Annotated in this window: 17 protein-coding genes and 2 pseudogenes; 6 read left to right on the forward strand and 13 right to left on the reverse strand. The window is 69.2% G+C overall.

Annotated features, from left to right (window positions below):
* Positions 1–56: 56 nt before the first annotated feature.
* The 8 genes from H305_RS0130385 to H305_RS0130420 form a co-directional block, all read right to left on the reverse strand.
* On the reverse strand, positions 57–1433 hold the full coding sequence (locus tag H305_RS0130385) for a phosphomannomutase/phosphoglucomutase (protein ID WP_028803775.1): 1377 nt from the start codon (positions 1431–1433) through the stop codon (positions 57–59).
* Positions 1430–3076, reverse strand: coding sequence for a glycoside hydrolase family 13 protein (locus H305_RS0130390; RefSeq protein ID WP_028803776.1), 1647 nt, complete (start codon positions 3074–3076; stop codon positions 1430–1432). The genes H305_RS0130385 and H305_RS0130390 overlap by 4 nt, the downstream gene beginning before the upstream one ends.
* Entirely contained in the window at positions 3073–4290 is a 1218-nt protein-coding gene (locus H305_RS0130395; protein ID WP_028803777.1) for a Gfo/Idh/MocA family protein, read from the reverse strand. Before H305_RS0130395 ends, H305_RS0130390 begins: the two co-directional genes overlap by 4 nt.
* Positions 4287–5360: a glycosidase gene (locus H305_RS0130400; RefSeq protein ID WP_028803778.1), complete on the reverse strand. Its 1074-nt coding sequence runs from the start codon at positions 5358–5360 to the stop codon at positions 4287–4289. Before H305_RS0130400 ends, H305_RS0130395 begins: the two co-directional genes overlap by 4 nt.
* Before the next feature lie 6 nt (positions 5361–5366).
* Complete coding sequence (locus tag H305_RS0130405) at positions 5367–6260, reverse strand: carbohydrate ABC transporter permease (protein WP_028803779.1); 894 nt, start codon at positions 6258–6260, stop codon at positions 5367–5369.
* 1 nt (position 6261) lies between these two features.
* Positions 6262–7104 carry a carbohydrate ABC transporter permease gene (locus H305_RS0130410; protein ID WP_234021125.1) on the reverse strand — a complete coding sequence of 281 codons (843 nt, stop codon included), beginning with the start codon at positions 7102–7104 and terminating at the stop codon, positions 6262–6264.
* A 126-nt stretch (positions 7105–7230) separates the two neighbouring features.
* Entirely contained in the window at positions 7231–8502 is a 1272-nt protein-coding gene (locus H305_RS0130415; protein WP_028803781.1) for an extracellular solute-binding protein, read from the reverse strand.
* 100 nt (positions 8503–8602) lie between these two features.
* Positions 8603–9631 carry a LacI family DNA-binding transcriptional regulator gene (locus H305_RS0130420; RefSeq protein ID WP_028803782.1) on the reverse strand — a complete coding sequence of 343 codons (1029 nt, stop codon included), beginning with the start codon at positions 9629–9631 and terminating at the stop codon, positions 8603–8605.
* A gap of 724 nt (positions 9632–10355) precedes the next feature.
* Between H305_RS0130420 and H305_RS0130425 the strand changes: the two genes are divergently transcribed.
* Complete coding sequence (locus tag H305_RS0130425) at positions 10356–11402, forward strand: LacI family DNA-binding transcriptional regulator (RefSeq protein ID WP_158690594.1); 1047 nt, start codon at positions 10356–10358, stop codon at positions 11400–11402.
* An 89-nt stretch (positions 11403–11491) separates the two neighbouring features.
* Here the strand turns inward: H305_RS0130425 and H305_RS47440 are convergent, their stop codons facing one another.
* The 5 genes and pseudogenes from H305_RS47440 to H305_RS55130 form a co-directional block, all read right to left on the reverse strand.
* The gene (locus H305_RS47440) at positions 11492–13732 is read right to left on the reverse strand and encodes a glycosyl hydrolase family 65 protein (protein WP_051371101.1); all 2241 of its coding nucleotides are present in this window, start codon (positions 13730–13732) and stop codon (positions 11492–11494) included.
* A complete protein-coding gene (locus H305_RS0130435; protein ID WP_028803784.1) occupies positions 13732–14616 on the reverse strand; it encodes a carbohydrate ABC transporter permease in 885 nt (294 codons plus the stop codon). The genes H305_RS47440 and H305_RS0130435 overlap by 1 nt, the downstream gene beginning before the upstream one ends.
* Positions 14613–15566, reverse strand: coding sequence for a carbohydrate ABC transporter permease (locus H305_RS0130440; protein ID WP_028803785.1), 954 nt, complete (start codon positions 15564–15566; stop codon positions 14613–14615). The genes H305_RS0130435 and H305_RS0130440 overlap by 4 nt, the downstream gene beginning before the upstream one ends.
* A 13-nt stretch (positions 15567–15579) precedes the next feature.
* Positions 15580–16992 carry an ABC transporter substrate-binding protein gene (locus H305_RS47445; RefSeq protein WP_234021127.1) on the reverse strand — a complete coding sequence of 471 codons (1413 nt, stop codon included), beginning with the start codon at positions 16990–16992 and terminating at the stop codon, positions 15580–15582.
* A 328-nt stretch (positions 16993–17320) separates the two neighbouring features.
* Positions 17321–17661 (reverse strand): annotated as a pseudogene (locus H305_RS55130) (IS481 family transposase); the annotation flags it as partial.
* 170 nt (positions 17662–17831) lie between these two features.
* Between H305_RS55130 and H305_RS47450 the strand changes: the two are divergent.
* From H305_RS47450 to H305_RS47455, 5 genes and pseudogenes are all read left to right on the forward strand, one after another.
* Positions 17832–20123, forward strand: coding sequence for a SpoIIE family protein phosphatase (locus H305_RS47450; protein WP_158690595.1), 2292 nt, complete (start codon positions 17832–17834; stop codon positions 20121–20123).
* Between the two features lie 336 nt (positions 20124–20459).
* Positions 20460–20825: a PP2C family protein-serine/threonine phosphatase gene (locus H305_RS53560; RefSeq protein WP_028803786.1), complete on the forward strand. Its 366-nt coding sequence runs from the start codon at positions 20460–20462 to the stop codon at positions 20823–20825.
* Between the two features lie 423 nt (positions 20826–21248).
* Positions 21249–22439 (forward strand): alcohol dehydrogenase catalytic domain-containing protein, encoded by a 1191-nt coding sequence (locus tag H305_RS0130460; RefSeq protein WP_028803787.1) that lies wholly within the window; start codon positions 21249–21251, stop codon positions 22437–22439.
* A 184-nt stretch (positions 22440–22623) separates the two neighbouring features.
* Positions 22624–24492: a SpoIIE family protein phosphatase gene (locus tag H305_RS0130465; protein ID WP_028803788.1), complete on the forward strand. Its 1869-nt coding sequence runs from the start codon at positions 22624–22626 to the stop codon at positions 24490–24492.
* A gap of 72 nt (positions 24493–24564) precedes the next feature.
* Positions 24565–24816 (forward strand): annotated as a pseudogene (locus H305_RS47455) (GNAT family N-acetyltransferase); the annotation flags it as partial.
* Positions 24817–24990: the final 174 nt, after the last annotated feature.

Genomic DNA, 24990 nt, shown 5'->3' on the forward strand with positions numbered 1-24990 from the left:
CCGATCGATATCTGCTGCCGACGGTAGCCATGACACCAGGTTCTGGTGTCGCCGTGTCAGTGGTGAACCAGTGCCAGGACCTCGTCGCGTACCCGGGTGAGTGTGTCCGTGTCCACCGCCTCCACGTTGAGCCGAAGCATCGGTTCGGTGTTGGAGGGGCGCAGGTTGAACCACCAGTCGGCGGCGGAGACGGTCAGGCCGTCAAGCTCGTCGCTGGTCACGCCGGTGCGGGCGGTGAAGGCGTCGCGTACGGCCGAGATGGTGGACTTCTGGTCGTGGACGGTGCTGTTGATCTCCCCCGACGCCGCATAGCGCTGGTAGCGGCGCACCAGGTGGGAAAGGGGTTCCTGCTGTGTGCCGAGCGTGGCGATCACGTGCAGGGCGGCCAGCATGCCGGTGTCGGCGTTCCAGAAGTCGCGGAAGTAGTAGTGCGCCGAGTGCTCGCCGCCGAACACTGCGCCCGTGCGGTTCATCTCGGCCTTGATGAAGGAGTGGCCCACCCGCGTACGCACCGGTACTCCGCCGAGTTCACGGACCACTTCGGGCACGGTCCGGGACGTGATCAGGTTGTGCAGGATGGTGCTTCCCGGGTGGGCGGCCAGCAGGCGGGCGGCGATCAGCGCGGTCACGGCCGAGGGGGCGACGGCCTCGCCGCGTTCGTCGACCACGAAGCAGCGGTCGGCGTCGCCGTCGAAGGCCAGTCCGAGGTCGGCGTCGTTCTCGCGTACCGCGCGTTGCAGGTCGACGATGTTGGCCGGGTCCAGTGGGTTGGCCTCGTGGTTGGGGAAGGTCCCGTCGAGTTCGAAGTACAGGGGGACGATTTCCACGGGCACGTCGCGGAAGACGGCGGGCACGGTCAGGCCGCTCATGCCGTTGCCGGCGTCCACCACGATCTTGAGGGGGCGTACGGTGCGGACGTCGACGAGGCCGAGCAGGTGGGCCGTGTAGTCGGGGAGCATGTCGCGCCGGGTGACGGATCCGGTCGTGCGGCCCGGCGACGGGAGGGGCTCGCCTGCTGCCCAGGACTCCACGAGCGTGCGGATCTCGCGCAGTCCCGTGTCCTGACCGATCGGTGCCGCACCGGCCCGGCACATCTTGATGCCGTTGTAGCGGGCGGGGTTGTGGCTGGCGGTGAACATCGCGCCGGCCCGGTCGAGGTGGCCACTGGCGAAGTAGAGCTCGTCCGTGGAACACAAGCCGATCTCGATGACGTCGGCCCCCTGCCCTGCGGCGCCCTGGGCGAAGGCTCGCGACAGGGAGGGCGAGCTGGGGCGCATGTCGTGCCCGGTCACGATGGCGGTGGCGCCGGTCGTCTCGACGAACGCGGCGCCGAACAGCCGGGCGAGTTCCTCGTCGAGCTGATCGGGGACGACGCCACGGACGTCGTACGCCTTCACCAGTGCGGACAGGTCGACGCCTGGTCCCTTGTTCACTGTTGGTACTCCTTGTAGGTGATCCAGACCGCGGTGTCCTGGGGGACGGCACGGTCGTCGAGCGGTGCGCTGGACAGCAGTACCTCGGCGTCATCGTCCAGCGGGACGGGCCGCGGTCCGAAGTTGACCAGGCAGTGCAACCCGGCCGCCCGTTCGAAGGCGAACCACTCGCCGTTCTCGGGTCCTTGGATCCGCAGTGCGGTGTCAGGTGCGGGATGGGCGCGCCGTAGGCGCAGTGCTGTCCTGTAGAGAGCCAGCATCGATTGCTCGTCCTCGCGCTGTGCCGCGACGGTGAGTTCCGCCCAGTCGGCGGGCTGCGGGAACCAGCAGTTCTCCGCGGCGGCGTCGCTGAAGGCGTACGGAGGAATGCTCCCCGCCCAGGGCAGCGGTACGCGGCAGCCGTCGCGTCCACGCTGGAGGTGCTCGGAGCGTTCCCACAGGGGGTCGCGGATGCGGTCGTCGGGGACGGGGGCCTGGGGCAGGCCCAGTTCCTCGCCCTGGTAGATGTACGCCGCGCCCGGCAGGGCCAGCATCAGCAGCGCCGCCGCACGGGCGCGTCGTCCGCCGAGCCGGCCTCCCCCGTACCGGGTGACCGGACGTATCGCGTCGTGGCTGGAGAGCACCCAGGTGACGGGGGCGCCCACGGCCTGCATGGCGCGTGCCGACTGCTCGATGACCTCCCGCATGGCGGGTCCTTCCCAAGGGCATTCCAGGAAGGCGAAGTTGAACGTCTGCTGCATCTCTCCCGGGGCGACGTAGCGGGCCAGGCGTTCACGGTCGAAGATGCCTGCCTCGGCCACCATCACGCGATCGGGCGGGGCGACCGCCCCGGCGGGGGCGGGGTGCCGGTCCAGCAAAGCGCGCCAGGCGCGGAACAGCGGGTGCAGTTCCTCCTGGTCGTAGTAGGGCATCAGGTGGTTGCGGTGGACGTCCTGGTGCTGGCCGGGGCCGGCGTCGGGCAGGCCCTCGGCCTTGAACAGGGTGTGGGCGACATCGACGCGGAAACCGTCGACACCGCGGTCCAGCCAGTGCCTGAGGATGCGCTCGAACTCGGCGACCACGTCGGTGTGGCGCCAGTCGAGATCGGGCTGCTCCGGTGCGTGCAGGTGCAGGTACCACTGTCCGGGGCGGCCGTCGGACTCGTCGATTCTGGTCCAGGCGGGACCGCCGAACGCGGACTGCCAGTCATTGGGCGGCAGTTCGCCCTTCTCGCCGCGTCCTTCCCGGAAGATGTAGCGGGCTCTGGCCGGGGTGCCGGGGCCGGCGGCGAGCGCGGCCTGGAACCAGGGATGCCGGTGGGAGGTGTGATTGGGAACGACGTCGACCAGGACCTTGATGCCCAGCGCGTGTGCGTTGGTCACCAGGGCGTCGAAGTCGGCGGCTGTCCCGAGGTCGGGCGCAACGCCGGTGTGGTCGCAGATGTCGTAGCCGCCGTCCGCCAGCGGAGAGGGATAGAACGGGGTGATCCACACCGCGTCGACGCCGAGGTCCACCAGGTGGTCCAGGCGGGCGGTGGCTCCGGGCAGGTCGCCGGTGCCGTCGCCGTTGCCGTCGGCGAAGGCACGCGGGTGGATCTCGTAACAGACGGCCTCTCTCCACCACACGGGGTGGCCGTCGTCGAGGAGGAGGTCGGGTGCCGTCATCCGATGCCTCCAGCCGGGTCCGCGGTAGTGAGGGTGACGGTCCGGCCGCTCCGCGCGGACGTGGTGGCCGCCCGTGCCACGGCCACGGCCGTCAGCCCGGCGCGGGCGTCGGCCTGTGGTGTGCCGCCGTGTGCCGCGCAGTGCAGGAGGTCCGTCATGGCGGCCCGCACGCTCTCGGCGTACACGTGCGGTTTGCGGTCCTCGCCGCCCAGGTCGACGACGCAGTCGACCCGGTGCGGGACGCTGCGTGTGATCCCTCTGCCGCGGGCCGGCCGGGAGGAGCCGGCATGCCGTGCCACGGTCACCGTGACGCGTTCCTCGCCGTGCGTGCGCAGGCCGGGAACCGCGAGGAGTTCGGCGGCCCGTGCGGGCAGGGCCTCCCAGCGGGCCGCGCCCGCCTCGTCGGTCCACACGGTGAGCGTCGCGTACGTCGGGATCCAGCCGGTGACCCGGGCTTCGGCGAATCCGTAGTCCAGCCGCATCAACTGCCGCTCGGCGCGGTGCGCGTGGGTGAAGGAGTGGGTGTGGGTGGCGACGGCGCCGCCGGGGTGGACGGCCGTGGCCACCACGATGTCCACCGGGCCGTCCTGGCGCCGGACCTCGGTGCCCTGCACTTGGAGCGGGCCGCTGCCCATCAGGGCGTTCGCGGCGTCGAAGAAGTGCACACCGTGCTCGACGTGGATGCCGCCGCTGTGCTCCGGATCCCAGAACCAGTGGTCCGGGCCGAGGTCCTCGTCGGAGGCGTCGTTCTCGAAGGCGAACCGGCGCAGCGGGTCGAGCAGTTGTTCCTGCCCGAGTCGTTGGAGCAGCCGCAGGAGGGGGTTGTAGCGCAGCACATGGTCGACGGCGAACACTCCTGGCGACCTGCGGCTCACCGCCTCGACGCGTGCGGCGTCCTCGACGGTGAGCGCCATCGGCTTCTCGCAGAAGACGTGCTTGCCTGCCCGCAGGGCGGCCACCGCGCCGTCCGCGTGAGCGGCCGGCGGGGTGGCCAGGACGACCACGTCGACGTCGGGGAGGGCGGCGACGTCCTCCACGCGTGCGTGGGCGGTGGCGCCGTGACGGGCGGCGAGTTCCTCGGCCCGGACCCGGTCGGCGTCGGCGCACGCGATGACCCGAAGCGAGGGGATGTCGCGTATCGCGTCCAGCACGAAAGAGCCGAAGGCGCCGCAGCCGACCAGTGCGACGCCGTGCCCTGCGGGGCTGGGGCTCACTGGGACCGGTCCAGGCGGGCCACGCCGATGTGCGCGTCGGCCATCCCGTAGAACACGTAGCGCACGCCGTCGATCTCCTCGATCGCGGTGGGGAAGACCACGTTGGGGACGGTGCCGGAGCGCTCCTCCTCGGTCTCCGGGGCCATGAGCGGTTCGGCGGTGCGGGCGATGACGCGGGCCGGGTCGGCGGGGTCGAGGATCATGGCGCCGGCCGCGTAGTTGACCGTCTGCACCTGCGCGAACGGGTCCTCGATCGTGCCGGAGACGCCATGGTGGATGAGCAGCCAGCCCTCGTCGACCCGGATGGGGGCCGGACCGGCGCCGATCTTGAGGTCTTCCCAGGGGTGTTCCGACAGCGCGACCAGGCGGTGGTGGCGCGGGCGGGTCAGGGCGCTCAGGTCCTGCTTCACCTCGTCGACGGGCACGTAGGAGATCCAGATGCCGGGGCGCTCGTCGGTCACGCCGGCGGGCAGGTGCACGCCCTCGCCCGGTCGGAACCAGCCGAGGTCCCACATCGGGCGGTGCAGCATGGCGTAGTAGAGCGCGCCGTCCGGGCCCGGTACAGGCTCGGGGAAGTGCACGACGTCCTTGTTGGGGAAGAGGTTGAGGTCGGTGTCCAGGTCGGGCTGGTAGGCGAACTGGATGGGGCCGAGGCGTTCCCAGTTGAGGAGGTCCTCGGAGACGGCGAGGGCGGGCTTGGGTCCGAGCGGTCCGTAGGCCACGTACGACATGACGTACCGGCCCAGATCCTCGATCCAGGTGGTGCGGGGGTCCTCCACGCCGGCGTTGTTCTTGCCGCGCTCCCAGCCGGCGTCGGGTGCGAGTACCACGCCGCGGCGCTCGACCGCGGTGGGGACGCCGTCCTCGAGGGTGACTTCAGCGAGACCGACGCGGGAGACGTTGCCCTCGGAGACCAGTCGCGGGAGCAGGTGCAGCGTGCCGTCGGGGGTGCGGCCGGAGGCCGGGTTGAGAACGCCCTCGGCCTCGTTGGCCTCGCCGGGCAGCGGGGACATCACGACGCCGACACGGGTGAGGGTGTAGGGGACAGAGGCGGTGGTGCTGTGGGACACGGGGGGTCAGCCCTTCGTTGCTGAGTCGATGTCGGTGGAGGTGAAACGGCTCTGGAAGATCACGTAGAGGGCCACGGCCGGTGCGGCGAGCACGCACGCCCCGGCGAGGATGGCGCCGAAGGGGTTGGCGGCGGCGGAGGCGACTGTGCTGATGTAGTTCGCCAGGGAGACCGCCAGGGGCTGCATGTCCTGCCGCTTGGTGACGAGGAACGGCCACAGGAACTCGTTCCAGGGCCCGGTGAAGCTGAGCAGCACCACCGACAGCAGGGCCGGCTTGCACAGCGGCAGCGCGATGCGGAACAGGATCTGCAGCTCGCCGGCGCCGTCGAGGCGGGCCGCCTCGAACAGGGCGGGCGGCAGTTGCAGGAAGAACTGCCGGAAGATGAAGACTGCGCTGGTGTTGATCGCGAAGGGCAGGATCATGCCGAGGTAGGAGTCGGCGAGACCGTAGTCGCGGACGATCAGCACGTACAGCGGGATCAGCAGCAGTTGGAAGGGCACGACCTGGACCAGCAGCACCAGGGCGAAGGTCGAGCCACGGCCGCGGAAGTGCAATCGGGCCAGGGCGTAGCCCGCAAGCAGACCGAACACGGTGGTGCAGATGATGACCCCGCCGGTGAAGATGCCGGAGTTCACCAGGGAACGTCCCAGCGAGATCGCGGAGTTGATCGCCGCGTAGTTGTGCAGGCTCAGATTCGCCGGGTTCGGGAACGCGCCGGACGGACTGGAGTCGGGCTCCTTCTGCAGGGAGCCGATGATCATGTAGTAGAAGGGGAAGAGGAAGGCGAACGCGCCGATGAGCAGGGCGATCCGTGATCCGACCGAGCGTGGACGGGTTCGCGGGGTGTGCTGGGTGGGGCGCTGCTCGTCGACGGGACGAGGCGCGCTGTCGGCGGTCATCTCAGTCCCTCTCCACGAGCCGTCGGTACACGAGCGAGATGGCGGTGACCAGGATGACCAGGATCACGCCGATGGCCGCTGCCTCGTCCGGGTGTCCCTGCTGCAGTCCCCTTTGGTACATCAGCAGCACGGGCGAGGTGGTCGCGCCGTCGGGTCCGCCGCCGCTGGTCAGCAGGTAGGGCTCGGTGAACAGGTTGGCGCCCGTCACGGTGGCGAGGATCAGGACCAGGAGTGTGGCCGGGCGCACCGCCGGGACCGTGATGGAGCGGAAGATGCGCAGGCGTCCGGCGCCGTCGATGGCCGCCGACTCGTAGAGCTCCTGGGGCACGTTCTGCAGTGCCGACAGGTACAGCACCACGAAGAAGCCCAGTTGCTTCCAGGCCACGAAGACCGCCACGAGCGGCATGGCGAGGTGGGAGTTCACCAGCCAGGACGGATGCGGCGCCACCGGTCCGAGCGCGTTGTTGACCAGGCCGTCGGAGTTGAACAGGAACAGCCACACACCGACGACCGCGACGCTGGCGGTGACGTAGGGGATGTAGTACGCCGTGCGGAAGAACGACCTGAAGGGCAGCTTCTTGTTCAGCGCGTTCGCCAGGACAAGGGACGCGACCACGGTCAGTGGCACGTTGATGACCAGGAAGACGGCGATGTTGTAGAAGGAGCGCCAGACGGCAGGGTCGGTCAGCACCGTCGTGTAGTTGTCCAGTCCCACGAAGGGCCGGTCCACCTGGACGCCGGGGGCCGCGAAGAAGTAGTCGTGGAAGGACATCCACACGGCGAAGCCGAGGGGATACACGAAGATCGCGGCGAGATAGAGCACGTACGGGGAGACGAAGAGCATGCCGATGGGCTGGTGGCCGCCGAGCCGCAACCGCCACGGCTGCCTGGGCCCCGGCTTCCCGCTCCCGGTCCCGGCGGCGTGCCGGGACCCGTGAGTGTCAGAGGCAATGGAGGACATGGCGGGTGCTCACTGGCCTTCCGCGAGCTTGTCCACCTTGGCCGCGGCGCCCTTCAGCGTGGAGTCGAGGTCACCCTTGCCGAAGATGACGGCCTTGGTGTACGCGTTGCGGAACGTCTGCCACACCTCGACGGAGTTGGGCACGTTGGGCGCCTCGACGGTGTGCTCGGCCTGCTGCGCGAAGACCTCGTACTCCTTGTGCGAAGCAAAGTAGGACGGGTAGGCAGCCGCCAGGTTGGCACGCATCGGCATCTGGCCGGTCATTTCGAGCAGCTTGCCGTCCTGCTCCTTGCCGGTGGCGAACTTCATGACGTCCCAGGCCGTCCCCCGGTTCTTGCAGGAGGTGTACATGCCGATGGACTTCTCGTCGCTGAAGGTGCCCTTGCCGGGGGCGCCCTCGGCGGTGGGCACCGGCACGGCACCCCAGTTGACCTTGTCGCCGTACACGGAGACCGCCCACGGCCCCACGGTGGCCATGGCGGACTTGCCGTCGGCGAAAGCGTCGCCGTTGTAGCTCTCCTTGGGCGCCAGGCCGTCGGCGTACATCGTCTTCCACATCTGGGCGGCCTTGATGCCGTCGGGCGAGGTGAACTGCGCCTTGCCGTCCTCCACCAGCTGCTTGCCGGTCTGCGCCGCGAACATCGGGTAGTAGTCGAACCAGGACTGGTAGAACTCCGACGTCGGAGCCGGCCAGATCGCGGCCTTGGCGGCCTTGCTGTCGACCAGCTTGCGCGACGTGGCGAGGAAGTCCTTGTAGCTGGACAGCTCGGGGTTCTTCGGGTCGAGACCGGCCTTCTTGAACAGGTCCTTGTTGTAGAAGATCATCACCGGGTTGCTCTTCCACGGCATCTGGTAGTACTTGCCGTCCGGCGACGCGTACTGGGAGAGCTTGTCGCCGACGCGCTCCTGCAGGTACTTCTTGCCGTCGGGGAAGTCGTCGAGCGACACGAGACCGCCCTGCTTCTGGAATCCGGGCACGGCGGCCGGAGCGGTGTTGAGGACCAGACACGGCGCGTTGCCGGCGGTGATCGCCGCTCCGATGACCTCCTCGGAGCTCTTGCCCGCGGGGATCTCCTGTGCGGTGACCTTCTCCTTGGGATGGGCGGCGTTCCAGTCCGCGACCATCTTCTTGCCCCACGCGACTTCCTGCGCGTTGTTGGAGTACCAGATCGTGATCGGACCGTGCGCGTCGTTGGAGGTGCTGGAGTCCGATCCGCCGCCACCGCACGCGGAGAGCGCCAAGGCGGCCACGGGCAGCATGGTGAGGAGGGCCTTCTTCATTGGAGGTTCCGTTTCTGGCTGAATGAATCTTGCGGTGCGACACAGCCGGTTCCCGACTGCCCCGTCCCGGGGGCAGAGAGGGTCCGGCCGGGCCGCTGGGTCATACGGCTTTGCGGTCCGGCACGGGTCCGGTAGAGCCGCGCACCACCAAGGCGGCCGGCTCCAGTTCCATGTCGGCGGTGGTGCCGGTCTCGATCAGCTCCACCAGCGCCTGTGCGGACGCCCGGCCCCAGGAGAACGGGTTCGCACGGCAGGTGGTCAGTGGAGGATTGGTGTAGGAGGCCAGCGGTACATCGTCGAAGCCGACCACCGAGAGGTCTTCGGGCAGCCGCAGTCCGCTGTCCTGGGCGACCGCCATGCCGGCGGTGGCGGACAAGTCGTTGCCGTACACAATGGCCGTCGGCGGAGTGGGCTGCTCGAGCAGCATGCGGGTGGCTCGTGCTCCGCCCTCGGCGGTGAAGCCCCCCGGCAGGAGCGTGCCCTCTCGCAGGCCCGCTTCGGCGAGCGCGTCCGCCCATGCCTGGCGGCGGCGCCGGGCGTGCACGAACTCGTCGGGGCCGGCGACATAGGCGATGTCCCGGTGACCCAGGTCGACCAGATGCCGGACGGCATCGCGCACGGCAGGGCGGTCGTCGAGGTTGATCGCCGGCAGTCCCGCGCCCGCCTCGGCCGACCCGACCGCCACGGCCGGCATGCCCAGCTCGGCCACCAGCGCCGGACGGGAGTCGTCGACCCGCAGGTCTGTGAGGAACACACCGTCCACGCGCCGGTCGGACGAGAGCCTGCGATAGGTGTCCACTTCGCTTCCGGGACGGCTCATCTGCAACATCAGACCGTTGCCGGTCTCGGCGATGACCGCCTCGATGCCCGCCATGAAGGCCGGATAGAAGGGATCGGTGCCGATGAGTTCGGGTTCGCGGGCGAGGACCAGGCCCACTGCGCGGGCTCGCCCGGTAGACAGTGCGCGTGCGCTGCGGCTCGGTGTCCATCCCAGTTCCCCGGCCGCGGAGCGGACGCGCTCCTGCGTCTCCTGAGCCACGCCGGGACGATTGTTGAGGACGAACGAAACGGTCGCGCGGGACACTCCGGCCAACTTCGCCACATCGGCGATGGTCGGACGACGGGACATGTGCGTACCGCTTTCTTCAGACGGGACTGTCACCACGTGCGCTCCCCGAGCCGAACGGCCTGACGCTCGTCGACCTCGACCGGCGAGGTCTGCTTCAGGACCGCACGATGAGGCGAAGCCTCATGGAAGGAGAGCGGCGCGCCGGCGTTTAAACCGGTTTGAATGGCTGCCCCGTAGCTTCAGCCCAGGAACCGCGAGAAGTCAATAGGTCGAGAGAAAGAATAGATGTTGCACCATTTGTCGATTTTGCCCCTCGTGGACTTCCCTGTGGCCGGCCCGGCGACGACAACAGCGGTGCGAGTGGGGTCCGGCCTTGACTGTTGCCCTGTAGTCGAGAGCGCCGCGATCCCAGCCCGTGCCTTTTGTCACACTTGTGCTGGCTCTTGTGATGGCTCTCGTGATGGCCGTGGACAGTGGCTCTGACGTGCGAGAGCCCGCGGTCTCCTGATGTGCCCTGGGCCGTGTCGGGGGCCGTCCCGGGCCACGAGCGGGCGCCGTCCCGGGGCAACGAGCGGGGGCCGCCCCCGACGTCCGTCGACCTTCGTCGGTCCTGGGCACCCCTCCCCCGCTGTATCGCCTCGACAGCCCGGGCTTGAACGATAAAATCGATCCGTCCAGCATGCGGGGCGCCGATCTCCGTTCATGCACATACGTACGGGTCGACCAGCGGGGGATGCACATGACGGCCGGTTCCCATGGCCCACGGCTGACTCCGGGCCCGTCCGTGACCATCTCGGACGTCGCCGAGGCGGCCGGGGTGTCACGACAGACAGTTTCCAACGTGCTCAACGCGCCCGACCGGGTCCGCGCCGAGACGCGGGAGCGGGTCAACCGGGCCGTCTCCGACCTCGGCTACCACCCCAACCGGGCGGCACGCTCGCTCAGGGCCAGCGCTCCCCGCATGGTGGGGTGCAGGATCCTGCCAGTCCATGCGGAGACGGTGGCCTCCATCCAGGACCGCTTCCTTCACGCGCTCGCCGAGGCAGGCCAGGCGTGCGACCACCACGTGCTGCTGTTCACGGCGCCCGAGGCCGATGAGGAGACCGAGCGGTGCACGGCGCTGTGGCGCGCCGGCGCCGTGAGCGCGGTGGTGCTCTACGACGTCACTCCGCACGACCCGCGTCCACGGCAACTGGAGGCAGCCGGGGTCCCGTTCGCCGCGTTCGGGCGTACGGCGACCGGTGCCGAAGGCTATAGCTGGGCCGACGTCGACAACACGGCCGGGACGGCCTCGGCGGTCGATCACCTGGTTGCCGCCGGCCACCAGCGCATCGGATTCCTGGGCTGGCCCGAGGGCTCCAGTGTCGGCGACGCCCGGGCGCACGGCTGGCTGGCGGCCATGGACCGGCATGGCCTGCTCGCCCAGAGCCATCGGCTCGACGTACGGGGCGACGACACCATGTCCAGTGGTACGCGGCTCATGGTGGAGCTCCTGGACCGGCCGGCGCCCCCGACCGCCGTCGTCGCGGCGACCGACACCCTCGGAGTCGGCGCGCTGCACGCCGTGCGCCACCACGGGCTGCGGCCCGGCGAGGACGTCGCGGTGGTGGGATTCGACGACACCCCGGCCGCAGCGGCGATGGGTCTGTCGAGTGTCCGTCAACCGATAGAGGAGGTCGGCCGGTTGATCATGGCGGAGCTGCTGCGGCTCATCGGCCAAAACGCGGACAAGGACGTCGACGGTGCTGCCGAGCCTATGCACCGACTGCTGGTTCCGGAGTTGGTCGTGCGCGCGAGTTCGGCACCGCTGCGCGGCACGCCCGACGGCTGACCCGAGGGCCGCACGCCTCCGCCTCTGCCTCTGCCTCTGCCTCTGCCTCTGCCTCTGCCTCTGCCTCTGCCTCTGCCTCTGCCCAACGGCTAGCGGCCCGCCGCTGAAGTGCGCGTGGCGAGCCTGACCTCTCCACCGGCTGGGACGTGATGGACCTGTCCCGCGGCCTCCACCGGGAGCGCTCGGCCCGCGTGCAGCCGTACCGTCGTACCGTCGTGCCGGATGTCGATGTCGAAGACACGGCCCCTCCAGCGCAACCGCCGCAGAGCGATGCCTTCCAGCGGGTCGGGCAGGATCGGTGCGAGGACGACCCGGTCCGCGCGCCAGCGCAGTCCCGAGTAGCCGTAAAGGAACTCCTGCAGAAAGCCGCCATGCCCGGTGAGGAAGGTGAAGGCTCCCCCGGTACGGGTCTCGGCGAACTGCTCGAAGGGCGGCCGGAGGAAGGGCTCGACACTGCGCCGGGTGTGCTCGAACGCCGCCTTGGCGTCGCCGAGTTCGGCGTAGACGATGGAGTGCACCGAGTCGGTCATCGACGGGCCGTCCTCGTGCGTACGGGGCACGTAGTACTCGAGGTCGGCCAGGGAGACCTCCGCGGGCTGGGGGTTCTCCCACGGGTAGGCGAGCATCACCACGTCCGCCTGTTTGATCTGTTGGCCTTCGTATCCGGTGAACTCCGGGTGGATGCCGAGGGTTTGATCGAACGGGACGACAATCCGGTCCGCGACGTCCGTCCAGCGCGGATCGGCCGGCTGCCCCGACGTCTCCGCGGCCCGGGCGGCGAAGCGGAGTGCGGCCCGGGCGGCGACGTTCGTGTAGACGGAGTCGTCGTGCGGCCCTTCCGCGTACTCGTCCGGCGGAATCACCCCGTTGATGTGACAGCGGCCCTCGGCGTCGGCGGTGACCCGGCTCGTCCAGAAGTCCGCCACCGCGCTCAGCACGCGCAGTCCCGACGTACGCAGCCATCGCTCGTCGCCGGTGACCAGCCAGTGCTGCCAGAAGGCCAGCGCGACATCCGAGCTGACGTGTTGTTCGAGACGGCCGCACGGAGCCCATGCCGGTGTGTCCTCGTCACCGGTGAGACCGCTCTCCCAGGGGAAGCGGACGCCCCGGTGTCCGCCGTCGGCGGCGTAGGCGCGGGCCGCGTCGAGCCTGCGGACCCGGTAGTCGAGGACGCTCTCGGCGATCTGCGGGTGCTGGGCCAGGAGGCTCGGCAGGATCCAGGTTTCGGTGTCCCAGAAGACATGGCCGTTGTAACTGTCACTGGAGAGCCCGGCGGGTGAGAGCGACCACGGCGAGTCCTCGCGCACGCTGGTCAGGAGGTAGAACTTCGAGGCCCGCACCTGGCGTTGCAGGCGGGCGTCGCCGCGGACGACGATGTCGCCCTCCCACTCCCGCGCCCAGGCCCGACGATTGTCGTCGGCGAGCCGGCCGTACCCCGCGCGAGCGGCCTCGTCAGCGTGGGAGCGGGCGGCGGCGGGCGGGTCCTCGGCGTCGTGGGAGGTCACGACGGACACGTACTTGGTGAAACTGTGGGGGTGGCCCGGCAGCGCCCGCACTGTGACCGTCTGCGCCGCCGTCTCCTCCCCCGATGGGCACGACGGCTCGGCGCCCTCGGCGTCGAGTACGGAGACGACCGCGGCCACGATGCCGCTTCCCTCGGCCTCCGTGACGGTCCAGATCCGTCCCGCCCCCGCCCCCTGCCGGGCAGGTGTCGTCCGGGAAGCCGCCCGGTCGTCGAGGGTGTCGGTGACGACGAGTGTTCCCTCAAAGTGGGGGGTGAGCGTCAGGGTGACGGCGGCCACGTGCGGCCGGGACCGGTCGGTGAGCACTTGATAGCGCACGTCCGTGACCCGGCCCGCCGGCGAGGTCCAACGGGCCTCCGTGGTGATCACTCCGGTACGCAGGTCGAGGGACTGCCGATACCGCTCGATCCCGCGAGCGGCTCCGGCTTCCGGCCGTGTCACGGCTGCCCAGTCGCCTCCGACAAGCTCCTCCGTCATCGCGCTCATGGAGCTGAACGCGTCGTTGAACGAGCCGCTGCCGTCGCTCACGTCGAGCGTCGTCCAGGCGGGCAGGGCCGCCTTGCGGGACCATCCGCCGCCGCGCCCGGTGTAGAAGCCGGCGACATGGAACTGGGTGCGCACGGGGGCCTCGGCGAAGCCGTTACCGGCCGCCGGCACTCGCGCCGCCAGCCGGCCGTTGCCGGTGAAAGCGGGGTGGTAGTCGGTCAGCGGATCGTCGGTGCTCAGCACCCACTCGTCCGAGGCGGCGGACACACCGCCGGCCGGAGCACTTGCCAGGGCCGGATCTCCCGCCATGTGGGCGTTCACTATTTCAGTCCTCCTGCCGTGAGGCCGTCCACGATCCGCCGCTGGAAGAACAGCACTGCGACGACCAGCGGCAGGGTCACCACGACGCCGGCCGCCATCTGTGTGCCGAACGGCTGGTCGTACCTGTACTGGCCGGTGAAGAGCGACACGATCACGTTCGCGGTCATCATGTGACGGTCGTTCACCACGCTGACCGCGATGAGGAATTCGTTCCATGCGCAGATGAAGACGAGGATCGCGGTGGTGAAGACACCCGGTGCGGCGAGCGGGAGCACGACCTTGCGGAACGCTTGCGCGGGCGTGCACCCGTCGACCTGCGCGGCCTTCTCCAGCTCCGCGGGCATCTGGCGGAAGAACGCGGTGAGGTTCCAGACGGCCAGCGGCAGGGCGAAGCTCATGCTCGGGACGATCATCGCCTGGTAGGTGTTGATCCAGCCCAGGTCCGTGAAGAGTTCGAGCAGCGGCACCACCAGGATGATCGGTGGAAACATCGAGGCCGCGATGATCAGCGTAAGGATCAGTGTCTTGCCGCGGAACTGCAGCCGGGCCAGCGCGTATCCGGCGAAGATGGCGACGACCAGCGTGACGGCGGTGGTGACACCGGCCACGACAAGGCTGTTGACCAGGGCCCGGCCGAATCCGTTGCGCGCGTCGAAGGCCGCGGAGTAGTTGTCGAAGGAGACCGGTGCGGGCAGCGGCGCGTTGGAGAACTGGTCGGCCGGTCTGCGCAGGCTGGAGACGACCATCCAATAGAAGGGTGCGAGGCAGTAGGCCACGACGGCCGCGATGCCGAGGCGGCGGGCCCAGGCGGTACCGCGCCCGCCGCGCTTCGTGCCACGCCGTCCGGGCGAGACCTGCCGAAGCCTGAAGGTCGTCGTACTCATGTCTCGCTCCCGGTGCCCCGGCCGATCAGATCGGCTCCGAACAGCTTCACGAACGCGAGGGCGACCACGGCGACGTACAGGAACAGGACGCTCGCGTACGCGGCGGCGGTGCCGAAGCGCAGATTGGTCATCTCGTCAAAAGCGATCATCGAGAGCGTTTCGACCGAATCCTTTCGCGGCCCCACCAGGACGTACGGCAGGTCGAACATGCGCAGGACGTCCAGGAGGCGGAACAGGACAGCGACCACGAGGGCCGGGCGGACCAGGGGCAGGGTGATCCGCCAGAACACGCGCCATGCGGAGGCGCCGTCGACGCGGGCAGCCTCGTACAACTCGCCGGGGATGATCTGCAGTCCGGCGAGGACGAGCAGCCCGATGAACGGCGCCGTCTTCCAGGTGTCGGCGACGACCACGGAGAGCCAGGCCTGGAACCCGTCGCTGCTCCACAGCACTTGGGTGCCGAGAATCTCGTTGGCGACCCCTTGGCTGTTGAAGATCCACTTCCAGAGCATGCCGGAGATCGCGGTGGGGATGGCCCATGGCACGAGGACGGCGGCGCGGACGAGGGCCCGGCCCCGGAAGGCCCGGTGCATCACCAGGGCCATGGAGACACCGAGCAGGACCTCGAGGGCGACCGAGGCCAGAGCGAACGACGTGGTGTTCCACCAGGGCCGCAGCAGCCGGTCGTCGGAGAAGACGGACGTGTAGTTCTCGGCACCGTAGGAGGTGGTGGTCACCTTGAAACCGGTGTGCGGGTCGATGGACTCGCTGGACACCTGGAAGGACAGCCGCAGGGCCGCCACCACGGGGTATCCGATGACCAGGACGAGGACCAGCAACGTCGGTGAGAGCAGGGCCGCGGCCAGACCGGCCGTCCCGGCCCGGCGCGATGAGCGCGTGGGCCGGGACGGCGCGGTCTTGCGCACCGGCGTCGGCGTCGTGACGGACACGTGGGCGGCCTGTCTACTTCGCGGCGATGGCGGCGGAGAGGTTCTTCTGCATATCGGCCAAGGCCTCGTCGACCGACTTGGAGCCGCTCAGCGCGGCCGCGGCACTCTCCTGGATGGCGGCCGTGGCATCGCCGTAGTGCACGACCACGGGCCGGGGCGTCGCTGTGTCGAGCGACTTTTTGAGTGTGGCCAGGTACGGGAACTGCTTGCGCAGCGCCGGGTCGTCATAGAGGCCGGTGTAGGGCGGGGCCGCGGAGGTCACCTTGAGGTTGGTCCTGGCGTTGGCCTCACTGGAGAAGAACTTGATGAAGTCGAGGGCGGTCGCCTTGTTCTTGGCGAACTTGCTGATGGCCAGGTCGAGTCCGCCGAGACTGGACTTTCCGGGGCCGTCGAGGCCGGGCAGCGCGGCAACGCCGAACTTCCCCGCCACCTTGCTCGACCCGTCCTTGGCGTTGGCGAGAGACCACTGGTAGGGCCACTGCCGGTGGAACAGGAGCTTGCCCGCCTGGAAGGCTCGGCGGCCGTCCTCCTCCTTGTAGGTGGAGGCCTGCTGGGGAATGGTGCCGTCCTTGAACCCGTCGGCGAGGAACTGCAGGCCCTTCTTCGCGGCCTCGGTGTCGACGGTGGCCTTGCCCTTGTCGTCGACGACGCTGCCGCCGGCGGAGGCCACGGCCTCGGAGAAGTTGACGGTCAGCCCCTCGTACTTGTCGAACTGCCCGGCGTAGCAGTCGACGTCCTTGCCCTGCGGGAGCTTCCGCACCTTCACGCAGTCCTGCTTCAACTCAGCCCAGGTGGTGGGTGGTTGGGCACCGATCCGGTCGAGAAGGTCCTTGCGGTAGAAGAGCAGACCCGCATTGGTGTTGAACGGGACCGCGTACTGCTTGCCGAAGTACTCGCCGGTCTTCACGACGGCGGGGATCATCCTGTCGAGCGGGAACTCCTTGGCGGGGAGCTCGTCGATCCACTGGTTGGCCGCGAACTCGGCCACCCAGATCGGGTCGAGATTGAGCACGCTGTAGGTGTCGGACTTGGTCTGAGCGTTCTGGATGAACTGCTGGCGCTGCTGATCGGCGCTCTCCGGGAGCTCGACGAGAGTGACCTTCTGATCGGGGTGCTGCTTGTTCCAGCGTTCGAGCTGGCCCTGCAACGTGCCCGTGGTGTCCTTACCGGTGGCCAAGGCGATCGGGCCGCGGTCCTGGGACTTCTCCGGCCCTCCGGAGTCCGTGTCGGAGGAGTCCGAGCCTCCGCATCCACTGAGCACCGAGGCGCACATCAGCGCCGCCACCACCGCGGCCGCCCGCCGCACCGGCCTCGCGCCCGGGGGCTTCGGTCGGCCCAGTCCCGCGCCAACGGCTATCCGCGAAGACCCCACGGTGTCCTCCTCGTTGCTCACCGGCAGACGCACACGCTGCGTCGACCGGCTCATGGCAGTGGTCCTGCCAACGGCTGAATTTGATCGTTCAAGATGCCGTCGATGCGTCTTCCCGTCAACCCCTCCGGCAGCGACTGCACTCATTGTTTTCCAGCCGCCCTCACCTGGGAGTTGATGTCGCTGCCGGTCGCGACGGCTGTCTCCGAGCCCGGGAATTTGATCGTTCATATCCGGGAGGGTGACTGGGCGGCTCTCGCCCCCGGAGGAAGGGACGGCTCACGTCGCGTTCGCTCTCACTCCGTGCAGCGAACGCCTTCAACCTGCCGTCCGCCGCAGGAGCGCGACCGGACCCGTCGTCCGGCAGCGGATCTGGTTCGCCGATGCGCCTACCGTGGACGCGCCGGCCTCCGCCGTCGGGGATGCGGCCGAGTTTCCTGACGTCCAGGTGGACGAGTACGCCTGGCCGGCTGCGTGCGTAGCGGCGGATGACCTGTCCCGTGGGCCGGTCCAGGAAGGCCACACGGTTCAAGCGTGCCGGGGAAGGCCCCGGTGGGCCGTCGAGACGGGCAGGCCCTGGACCGGGCCGATCCGATCCGGGCCGGACCGGGCCGGGCCCAGCTTGCGTTACTGCCGCAGTCGGCGGACCTCGTCCTCCCTTGCTGCCGCAACGCGGTGCGCCGTGGCATGGGGTCTGCTGGAATGGTCGTACAGCCCGGCGTCGCCCCTGTCCCCTCGCGTCCGCTACCTGGCTCCTCCCGCCTGGCCGGAGGCCATCGAGATCGAGGCGCTGCGCCGATCGGTGGCTGCTCGCGGCTCAGCAGCACTGCTGCCCGCCGGGCGGGGCATGAATGGGGCGGAGGTGTGTGTTGTCCATCCTCAACGGTGACGTCCTCATGCGCTTGGATGAGAGCGGGCGGGTGATCGAGTGGAATCGTCCCGCGCAAGAGATGTTCGGGTGGTGTGCGGAGGAGGCGGTCGGACAGTTCGTGGCCGCCCTCGTGGGCGAGGCTGCGGCCGATGAGCAGTGGCGCCGGGCTCGCGTCGAGGATGCGGCCCCTGTGCTGGTGAAGCCCGTACTCAGAGGGTCCTCGGTGGTGTGGGAGGTGCGTGCTTCGGGCGATGCTCCTTCCGGCCGGGACGTGGCGATCCTGCGGGCCATGTTCACCCAGTCCCCCGTGGGCCTGCATGTGCTGGACGATCAGCTGCGCATCGTCCGGATGAACACGGCGACACGCGCACTGCGCGACGCGCCCACCGCACAACTGTTGGGCCGGGTCTTCACCGAGGCGTATCAGCTGGCTGCGCCCGAGCAGGAACAGGCGGCGGCACGCAGAGTCCTGGAGAGTGGACAGCCGGCGCTCGACCGGCTGGTACGGGGCATGGCCACGCTTTCCGGCCGTACGCAGGCTGTCTACTCCGTCAGTTATGTGCGGCTGGAGAACGCGCGCGGTGACGTCTTGGGTCTGGTGGCCTCCGCGGTCGACGTCACCGCCCGCGAGCGGGCGTTGCAGCGGCTGTCGGTGCTGGACGCGGTTCGCAAGCGGGTGGGCGAACACCTGGATGTGATCACTGTCAGCGAGGAGCTGGTCAAGGCGGTGGTCCCGGCGTTCTCGGGCGTCGCGGTGGTGGAGGTGATCGAAGACGTGGTGCGTGGCCAGGCGCCGCCGCTGGTTCCGGTCGACCGCGATGTCCCCCTTCGACGGGCAGCCTTCCGGGGCAGGGTGCCGGCGTACCCGGTGGGCGAAGTGCGGCACCTGCCCTACGGGACTCCCTTCGCGAGGGTACTGAGTGATCTACGGCCTCGGCTGGTTTCGGTGGAGGAGAACAGCATGTGGCTCGGGGCGGACCCGGCCCGGGCGGACGCGATCACGCAGTCCGGTCTGCACTCCTTGATCGTGGCTCCGCTCGCCCTGCGGGGCGAGGCCCTGGGCGTGGTGAGTTTCTACCGGCAGGAGGGCGAGGAGCCCTTCGTGGCAGAGGACATGGCGCTGGTCACCGATGTGTGCGCACATGCGGCTCTGTGCATCGACAACGCCCGCCGCTACGCCCGGGAACGGACCATCGCGGCTACCGTCCAGCGCAGGCTGCTGCCCCAGCGGCCGGAGGTGCCCTCCACGGTGGACTTCTCGCACCTGCACCTTCCCGGTTCCGAGGGCGGCGGTGCGTGGTTCGATGTCATCGCCCTGGTCGGGGCGCGGACGGCGCTGATCGTCGGCGATGTCGCCGGGCAAGGGATCGCCGCCGCCACCACGATGGGTCAGCTGCGGACCGTGATCAACTCCCTGGTCGCGCTGGACTTGGAGCCGGACGACCTGATGGCCCGTCTCAACGACACCGCCGCCCGCCTGGCCGCCGAACGTGCCGCCCTGCCGAAGGGCGACCCCCTGCATCGCGAACCGCTGACGGCGGGATGCCTGATCGCGGTCTACGACCCGGTCGAACTCACCTGCACGATCGTCCGAGCTGGGCTGCCGGAGCCCGTCGCGGTCCATGCGGACGGCAGCTCCGCAACTCTCGACGTCCCGGCAGGCCCCCTGCTCGCCGGTACAGGCAACGCACCCTTCCCAGCCACCACGGTCGCGCTCCCCGCGGGGAGCACCCTGGTGATCGGCACGGCCGCACTGGCCGAGAAGGTCCTCTCCTCGTCCGCCCCGCTACGCCCCCTCCTGGACGAGGCCGCGGACCGCCCCCTCGGCGACCTGTGCGACGCCCTGGCATACGGGCTGAGGGACGACGACCGGTCGGAGGATGCGCTTGTGCTGCTCGCACGCACCAAGGCTCTCCCGTCACCACAGGTCCTCACCTACTCCCTGCCAGCCGAGCCCGAAGCCGCGCCCCTGGCCCGGGCCGCGGTACGCCGCCAGCTCCGGACCTGGAACGTGGGCGACGAAGACGCCTTCACCACCGAACTCATCGCGAGCGAACTCGTCGGCAACGCCGTCCGCTACGGCTCTGCACCCCTTCGCCTGCGCCTGATCCTCGATGGAACACTGACCTGCGAAGTCAGCGACGCGTCCACCAGTGCCCCGCACGTGAAGCACGCCCGAACCATCGATGAGACCGGACGAGGGCTGTTCATCGTCGCCACCCTCGCGGACAGCTGGGGCACCCACTACCGCAACGATGGAAAGACCGTCTGGGCGCAACAGCACGCCGCGGCACAGTCGGCCACCCGTCCGGTGTGAAGCACCCGGTGACGGCTGACCGACGCTCGCTCCCCGATGAATGCGCGCGACCCGGACGCCTGTTCCGATCACTACGATCACTACGCCGAGGTCTCCACACGCCGCCGGCCGCTGCCCGTGCGACCGGGAGGGATCGAGCGCGGCGCGAGACCGCCGGGTGGGAGTATGGGGGCATTCCACGGGAGGAGGAGCCACCGTGCTGGTTCCGAGGTCCAGCGTCGAAGTGTCGGAAGGCTCAGGGACGTGGGCGGTGGTAGTTCTCACCGGCGAAGTCGACCTCGCTCTGGCCCCCTCCCTGCGCCGAACCGTAGACGCACAACCGTCATCCTCACCCGCTTGCGGGCCCATCCAGACCGGACCTGGGACCTTGCCTGGTCCGTTGCCGGGCACCCTCCGCCCCTGCTCATCACCGCCGACGGCACCGCCACCTATCTCTCCGGCGCCCACGCCATACTTCTGGGCCCGCGCCCGACCGTCGAACGCCCTACCGCGCACATCCGCTTGCCGGCAGGCTGCACCCTTCTGCTCTACACCGACGGCCTCGTCGAGTCCCGCACCCAGCCCCTCGACATCGGCATGACCCGCCTGCGCCAGCACGCGATCGCTCACCTCCACCTGCGGCTACCGGAGTTCTGTGCTCAACTCGTCCACGACCTCGGCGACACACGCGACGACATCACCGTCATCGCCGCCCGCAGCTGAGCACCACTCCGTCACCCTCGATGCCAGAGATTGACGGGTTCCGTGGCCTGGACACGGCGGCCGCGGAAGCCGGCCATGGCGGCGGCTGTGCTCACGCGATCGGCAGGCGTGTGCTGGGCCGGTTCCGGTCAGCGATCAGGCAGCGGGGCTCGCTCTTCGTGCCTCATGCGCAGGCGGCAAGGTGGTCGATCACTGCTGAGGTTCGGCCTGACTGCGCAGACCGCCGTCGCTGTGTGCCGGTCGCCGACGAGTCTTGCCCGGGGCTCGGCGTCCTCGGCAGACCCGCCGCGGTCTGGCCCTGTTCGGTATGACGGCCTCGGCGACGCCCTCCCTCGTCAAGCCGCGTGGAGTGGGTACTCGGGACGTGACCGCGCTGGGCGCCTCTCGCGCTCGGTACCCGTTCGGATGAAAGGAGCGGCCGCGATGAAGGCAGTGACCTGGCAGGGACGGCGGCACGTGAGCGTGGACTCCGTTCCGGACCCGTCGATCGAAGAGCCGACGGACGCAATCGTCCGCATCACCTCGACGGGCCTGTGCGGATCCGACCTGCATTTGTACGAGATCTTCACGCCTTTCATGACGCCGGGCGACATCCTCGGGCACGAGCCTATGGGCGTGGTGGAGGAGACGGGGGCGGACGTGGTGGACTTGCGTCCCGGGGACCGCGTGGTGGTTCCCTTCCAGATCGCCTGTGGGCACTGCTGGATGTGCGACTCGGGTCTGCCGACCCAGTGCGAGACCACTCAGGTCACCGAGCAGGGTATGGGCGCGGCCCTCTTCGGCTACACCAAGCTGTACGGAGCGGTGCCGGGCGCGCAGGCCGAGTACCTGAGAGTGCCCCAGGCCCAGTACGGGCCGATCAAGGTGCCTGAAGGACCTTCCGACGACCGCTTCGTCTACTTGTCCGACGTGCTGCCCACCGCATGGCAGGCCGTGCAGTACGCCGACATCCCGGCCGGCGGAACGGTCGCTGTCCTTGGTCTCGGCCCGATCGGAGACATGGCCTGCCGTATCGCCCTGCACCAGGGCGCCCGCGCTGTCTTCGGCGTCGATCTCGTCGCCGCACGGTTGAGCCGGGCACGGGACCGAGGCGTCGAGGTATTCGATCTGTCGGATTTCGACAACGCCAGGGAGCTCGTACGCGCTGTCCGGGACCGCACCGACGGGCGTGGACCCGACAGCGTGATCGACGCCGTGGGCGCGGAGGCGCACGGCAGTCCGCTGGGGCGGATGGCGCAGCAGGCGACCGGCTTCTTGCCCCGCGGTGTGGCGGCACGCCTCGCCGAGAAGGCCGGGACGGACCGGCTGGCGGCGCTGCGCACAGCCATCGACCTGGTCCGGCGGGGCGGCACGATCTCGGTCAGCGGCGTCTACGGCGGTGCGGCCGATCCGCTGCCCTTGCTGACCATGTTCGACAAGCAGATCCAACTCAGGATGGGGCAGGCCAACGTGCGCCGCTGGGTGGACGACCTGCTGCCGCTGCTCACCGATGATGATCCGCTCGGCGTGGACAACTTCGCCACCCACCACCTGCCGCTGGAAGACGCCCCGCATGCGTACGAGATCTTCCAGCACAAGGAGGACGACGCGGTGAAGATCCTCATGCGTCCGTGACGTTCGCCGCGGGTCGAGCGCCGGACCTGGCTACGCCCGATCTGATCACCGACGAGATCACGGCAGAGCCGGTGGTCATCCGCGCCGAACACCCCTGGGCGCGGGTCGCTTCACGGTCGTCCGGCGCGGCCCGCTGCTGGTGGCAGGGCCGGCCGCAGTGGCGCAGCTCGAGGAGTGGTATCCCATGACCGGTTCGGATGGTGAACGAAATCCTGGCCTCGCGGGTGCCGTCCTACGCGACATCGGCGCCGGGGTCTTCACCATGGATCCGGCCGGGCTGATCACGTACGTCAACCCGTGGGCGGAGCGCCTACTGGCCTGGCCCGCGGCACAGATGCTGGGGCGTGACGCACACGACCTGCTCCATCGCAGTCCCGACGGCAGCCGGGTCCCCCGTGAGCAGTGCCTGATGCGGTCTCCGCTGGCCGGTAGCCGGGACGCTGTGGAAGGCAGTGAGGAGTACTTCCTGCGCGGTGACGGCGTCCTGCTGCCGATCATCTGGTCGGCGACACCGCTCATGCCGGAAGCAAAGGCCGCGGGGATGGTGATCGTATTCAGCGACTTCAGCCTGCATCGGGACGCGGAAGTGCAGGCGATCGCCCACACCACCGCTCTGGAAGCGCTCACGAGCCGATTGAATCTTCTCGCTGAGGTGTCATCGGTGCTGATGTCCAACATGGACGGCACCGCCGCATCGCGGAAGCTGCTTCCTTTGCTGGTACCCGAACTCGGTCACTGGGCGACCATCGACCTCATCGACGCGCAATCCGGCATCCTGCAGCGTGTCGCGGTGCGCAGCGCCACCCATGCAGACACCTGCGGCGAACTGATGGGGCCGCTGGCGCTGCCTGCGACACGGCGCCAGCCGGGGATCATCCGCGGCGACCAGCCGGTACTGGTGCATGCCACCGACATGACCGATGCGGGTGCGCCGCTCGCGGCCAGCCACCGGATCTTGTTCGAGCGGCTCGGCGGCCGATGGGCCATCGCCGCACCGATCCGGTCCCGTCGGCGGTACTACGGCATCCTGACCGTGGCACGAGCCGAAGACTCTCATCCGCCGACCGAGACCGAGATGCGGCTGCTCGCGGACATCGGGCGTCGACTCGCGCTGGTGCTGGACAACAGCCAGCTCTACCACGAGCAGCGCAACGTCGCGGAGACCATGCAACGCCAGCTACTGGCACCGCTGCCGCAAGTCGACCACCTGCGGATGGCCGCCCGTTACCTACCGGCACAGCGCGCCATGGAGATCGGCGGCGACTGGTACGACGCCTTCCTGCTGTCCGACGGCGTCCTGGCCCTTGTCATCGGAGACGTGGTGGGCCACGACCTGCAGGCCGCAGTCCACATGGCCGAGGTGCGCAACATGCTGCGCGCTCTCGCCTGGACCCACGTGGAGCCACCCAGCGTGATCATGCGCAGACTGGACGAGGCGGTCACCCACACCAGCGACGCACCGATGGCCACGCTGATCTTCGCCCGCGTCGAAGGCCCTGAAGGAGGCCCCTGGCGGCTGCACTGGGTCAATGCCGGCCATCCCCCGCCGCTGCTGATCACTCCCGCCGGAGACACCCGATTCCTCACCGGCGGGCACGGGCCGCTGATCGGCATGAGCGCCACCATGCACCTGGGCCTGACCTGGCCGGACGCGCACGACGACCTACCCGCCGAAGCCACTGTGCTCTTCTACACCGACGGACTCGTCGAGAGCCGGGAACTCCCCATCGAGGCCGGCATGGCCAGACTCCGCCACCACGCCTCCGCCCTGGTCCAGCGACTACACACCCGAACCGTCGACGACTTCTGCGACGAGCTCCTGCAACGCCTTGCCCCCCACGGCGACGACACTGCCCTGCTCGCCCTGCGCCTTCCTCCGGCCGGATCCGGTACCCCCGACGACCACAACCCGCCGCCACCATCCCAGAACGCCCTCAGCCCTGCCGCCCCGGAAAGAGCCGCTCCCGGCTCACTGCAGGAACAAGCTCTTGTGCAAGACCCCACACGAAACGCCCGCGAGGCATTGCACCCCCCGGACAATCCCAACGCATAACAGGTCATTCGGCTGGGGAGTCTGCGGTAGCAGATAAGTGTGACAGCGGGCGGTCAAGGCCAGGATGTGCTCGGCCGGTGCGCGCTCGAAAAACGGGAGACCGGTGAGTTCATCGGCCGCGTCGGCTGGGACGAGGTGGCGGACGACATGCCGTTCGCGGGGGTGGTTGCATCGACAACAGCCCACAATCTTCGCTCTCGGGCCGTGATGCGCCGGATCGGCATGACCCGGGATCCGGCCGACGATTTCGACGATCCGAGTGTGCCCGAGGGGCCGCTTCGCCGGCGTCTGCCGTTCCGGATCGCTCGCGATACCCCTGCTTGATAGCGCCGCTTCCATCGTCGGCGCAAGCATCTACGCGCTGTTCTCCCCCACCACAGCGGTTGATTGATTCTGAAACAGAAAAAGAGCAGGTCGAGATCGCGTATTCTGCCTATTCCAGGGCATTAGTCGCATTAGCGCATTGCGCTCGTATGGGGATCCGGCCGCTGCCACGAG

It is taken from the genome of Streptomyces sp. 142MFCol3.1 (assembly GCF_000424945.1).
GTDB classification, from domain to species: domain Bacteria; phylum Actinomycetota; class Actinomycetes; order Streptomycetales; family Streptomycetaceae; genus Streptomyces; species Streptomyces siamensis.

Bases quoted from the DNA above. Each gene is read 5' to 3' on its own strand.
- H305_RS0130435 (WP_028803784.1), bottom strand. From the start codon at position 14,616: ATGAGTACGACGACCTTCAGGCTTCGGCAGGTCTCGCCCGGACGGCGT.
- H305_RS0130415 (WP_028803781.1), bottom strand. From the start codon at position 8,502: ATGAAGAAGGCCCTCCTCACCATGCTGCCCGTGGCCGCCTTGGCGCTC.
- H305_RS0130465 (WP_028803788.1), top strand. From the start codon at position 22,624: ATGACCGGTTCGGATGGTGAACGAAATCCTGGCCTCGCGGGTGCCGTC.
- H305_RS47445 (WP_234021127.1), bottom strand. From the start codon at position 16,992: ATGAGCCGGTCGACGCAGCGTGTGCGTCTGCCGGTGAGCAACGAGGAG.
- H305_RS0130460 (WP_028803787.1), top strand. From the start codon at position 21,249: ATGAAGGCAGTGACCTGGCAGGGACGGCGGCACGTGAGCGTGGACTCC.
- H305_RS0130405 (WP_028803779.1), bottom strand. From the start codon at position 6,260: ATGACCGCCGACAGCGCGCCTCGTCCCGTCGACGAGCAGCGCCCCACC.
- H305_RS47450 (WP_158690595.1), top strand. From the start codon at position 17,832: ATGCGCTTGGATGAGAGCGGGCGGGTGATCGAGTGGAATCGTCCCGCG.
- H305_RS0130410 (WP_234021125.1), bottom strand. From the start codon at position 7,104: ATGCTCTTCGTCTCCCCGTACGTGCTCTATCTCGCCGCGATCTTCGTG.
- H305_RS0130390 (WP_028803776.1), bottom strand. From the start codon at position 3,076: ATGACGGCACCCGACCTCCTCCTCGACGACGGCCACCCCGTGTGGTGG.
- H305_RS0130420 (WP_028803782.1), bottom strand. From the start codon at position 9,631: ATGTCCCGTCGTCCGACCATCGCCGATGTGGCGAAGTTGGCCGGAGTG.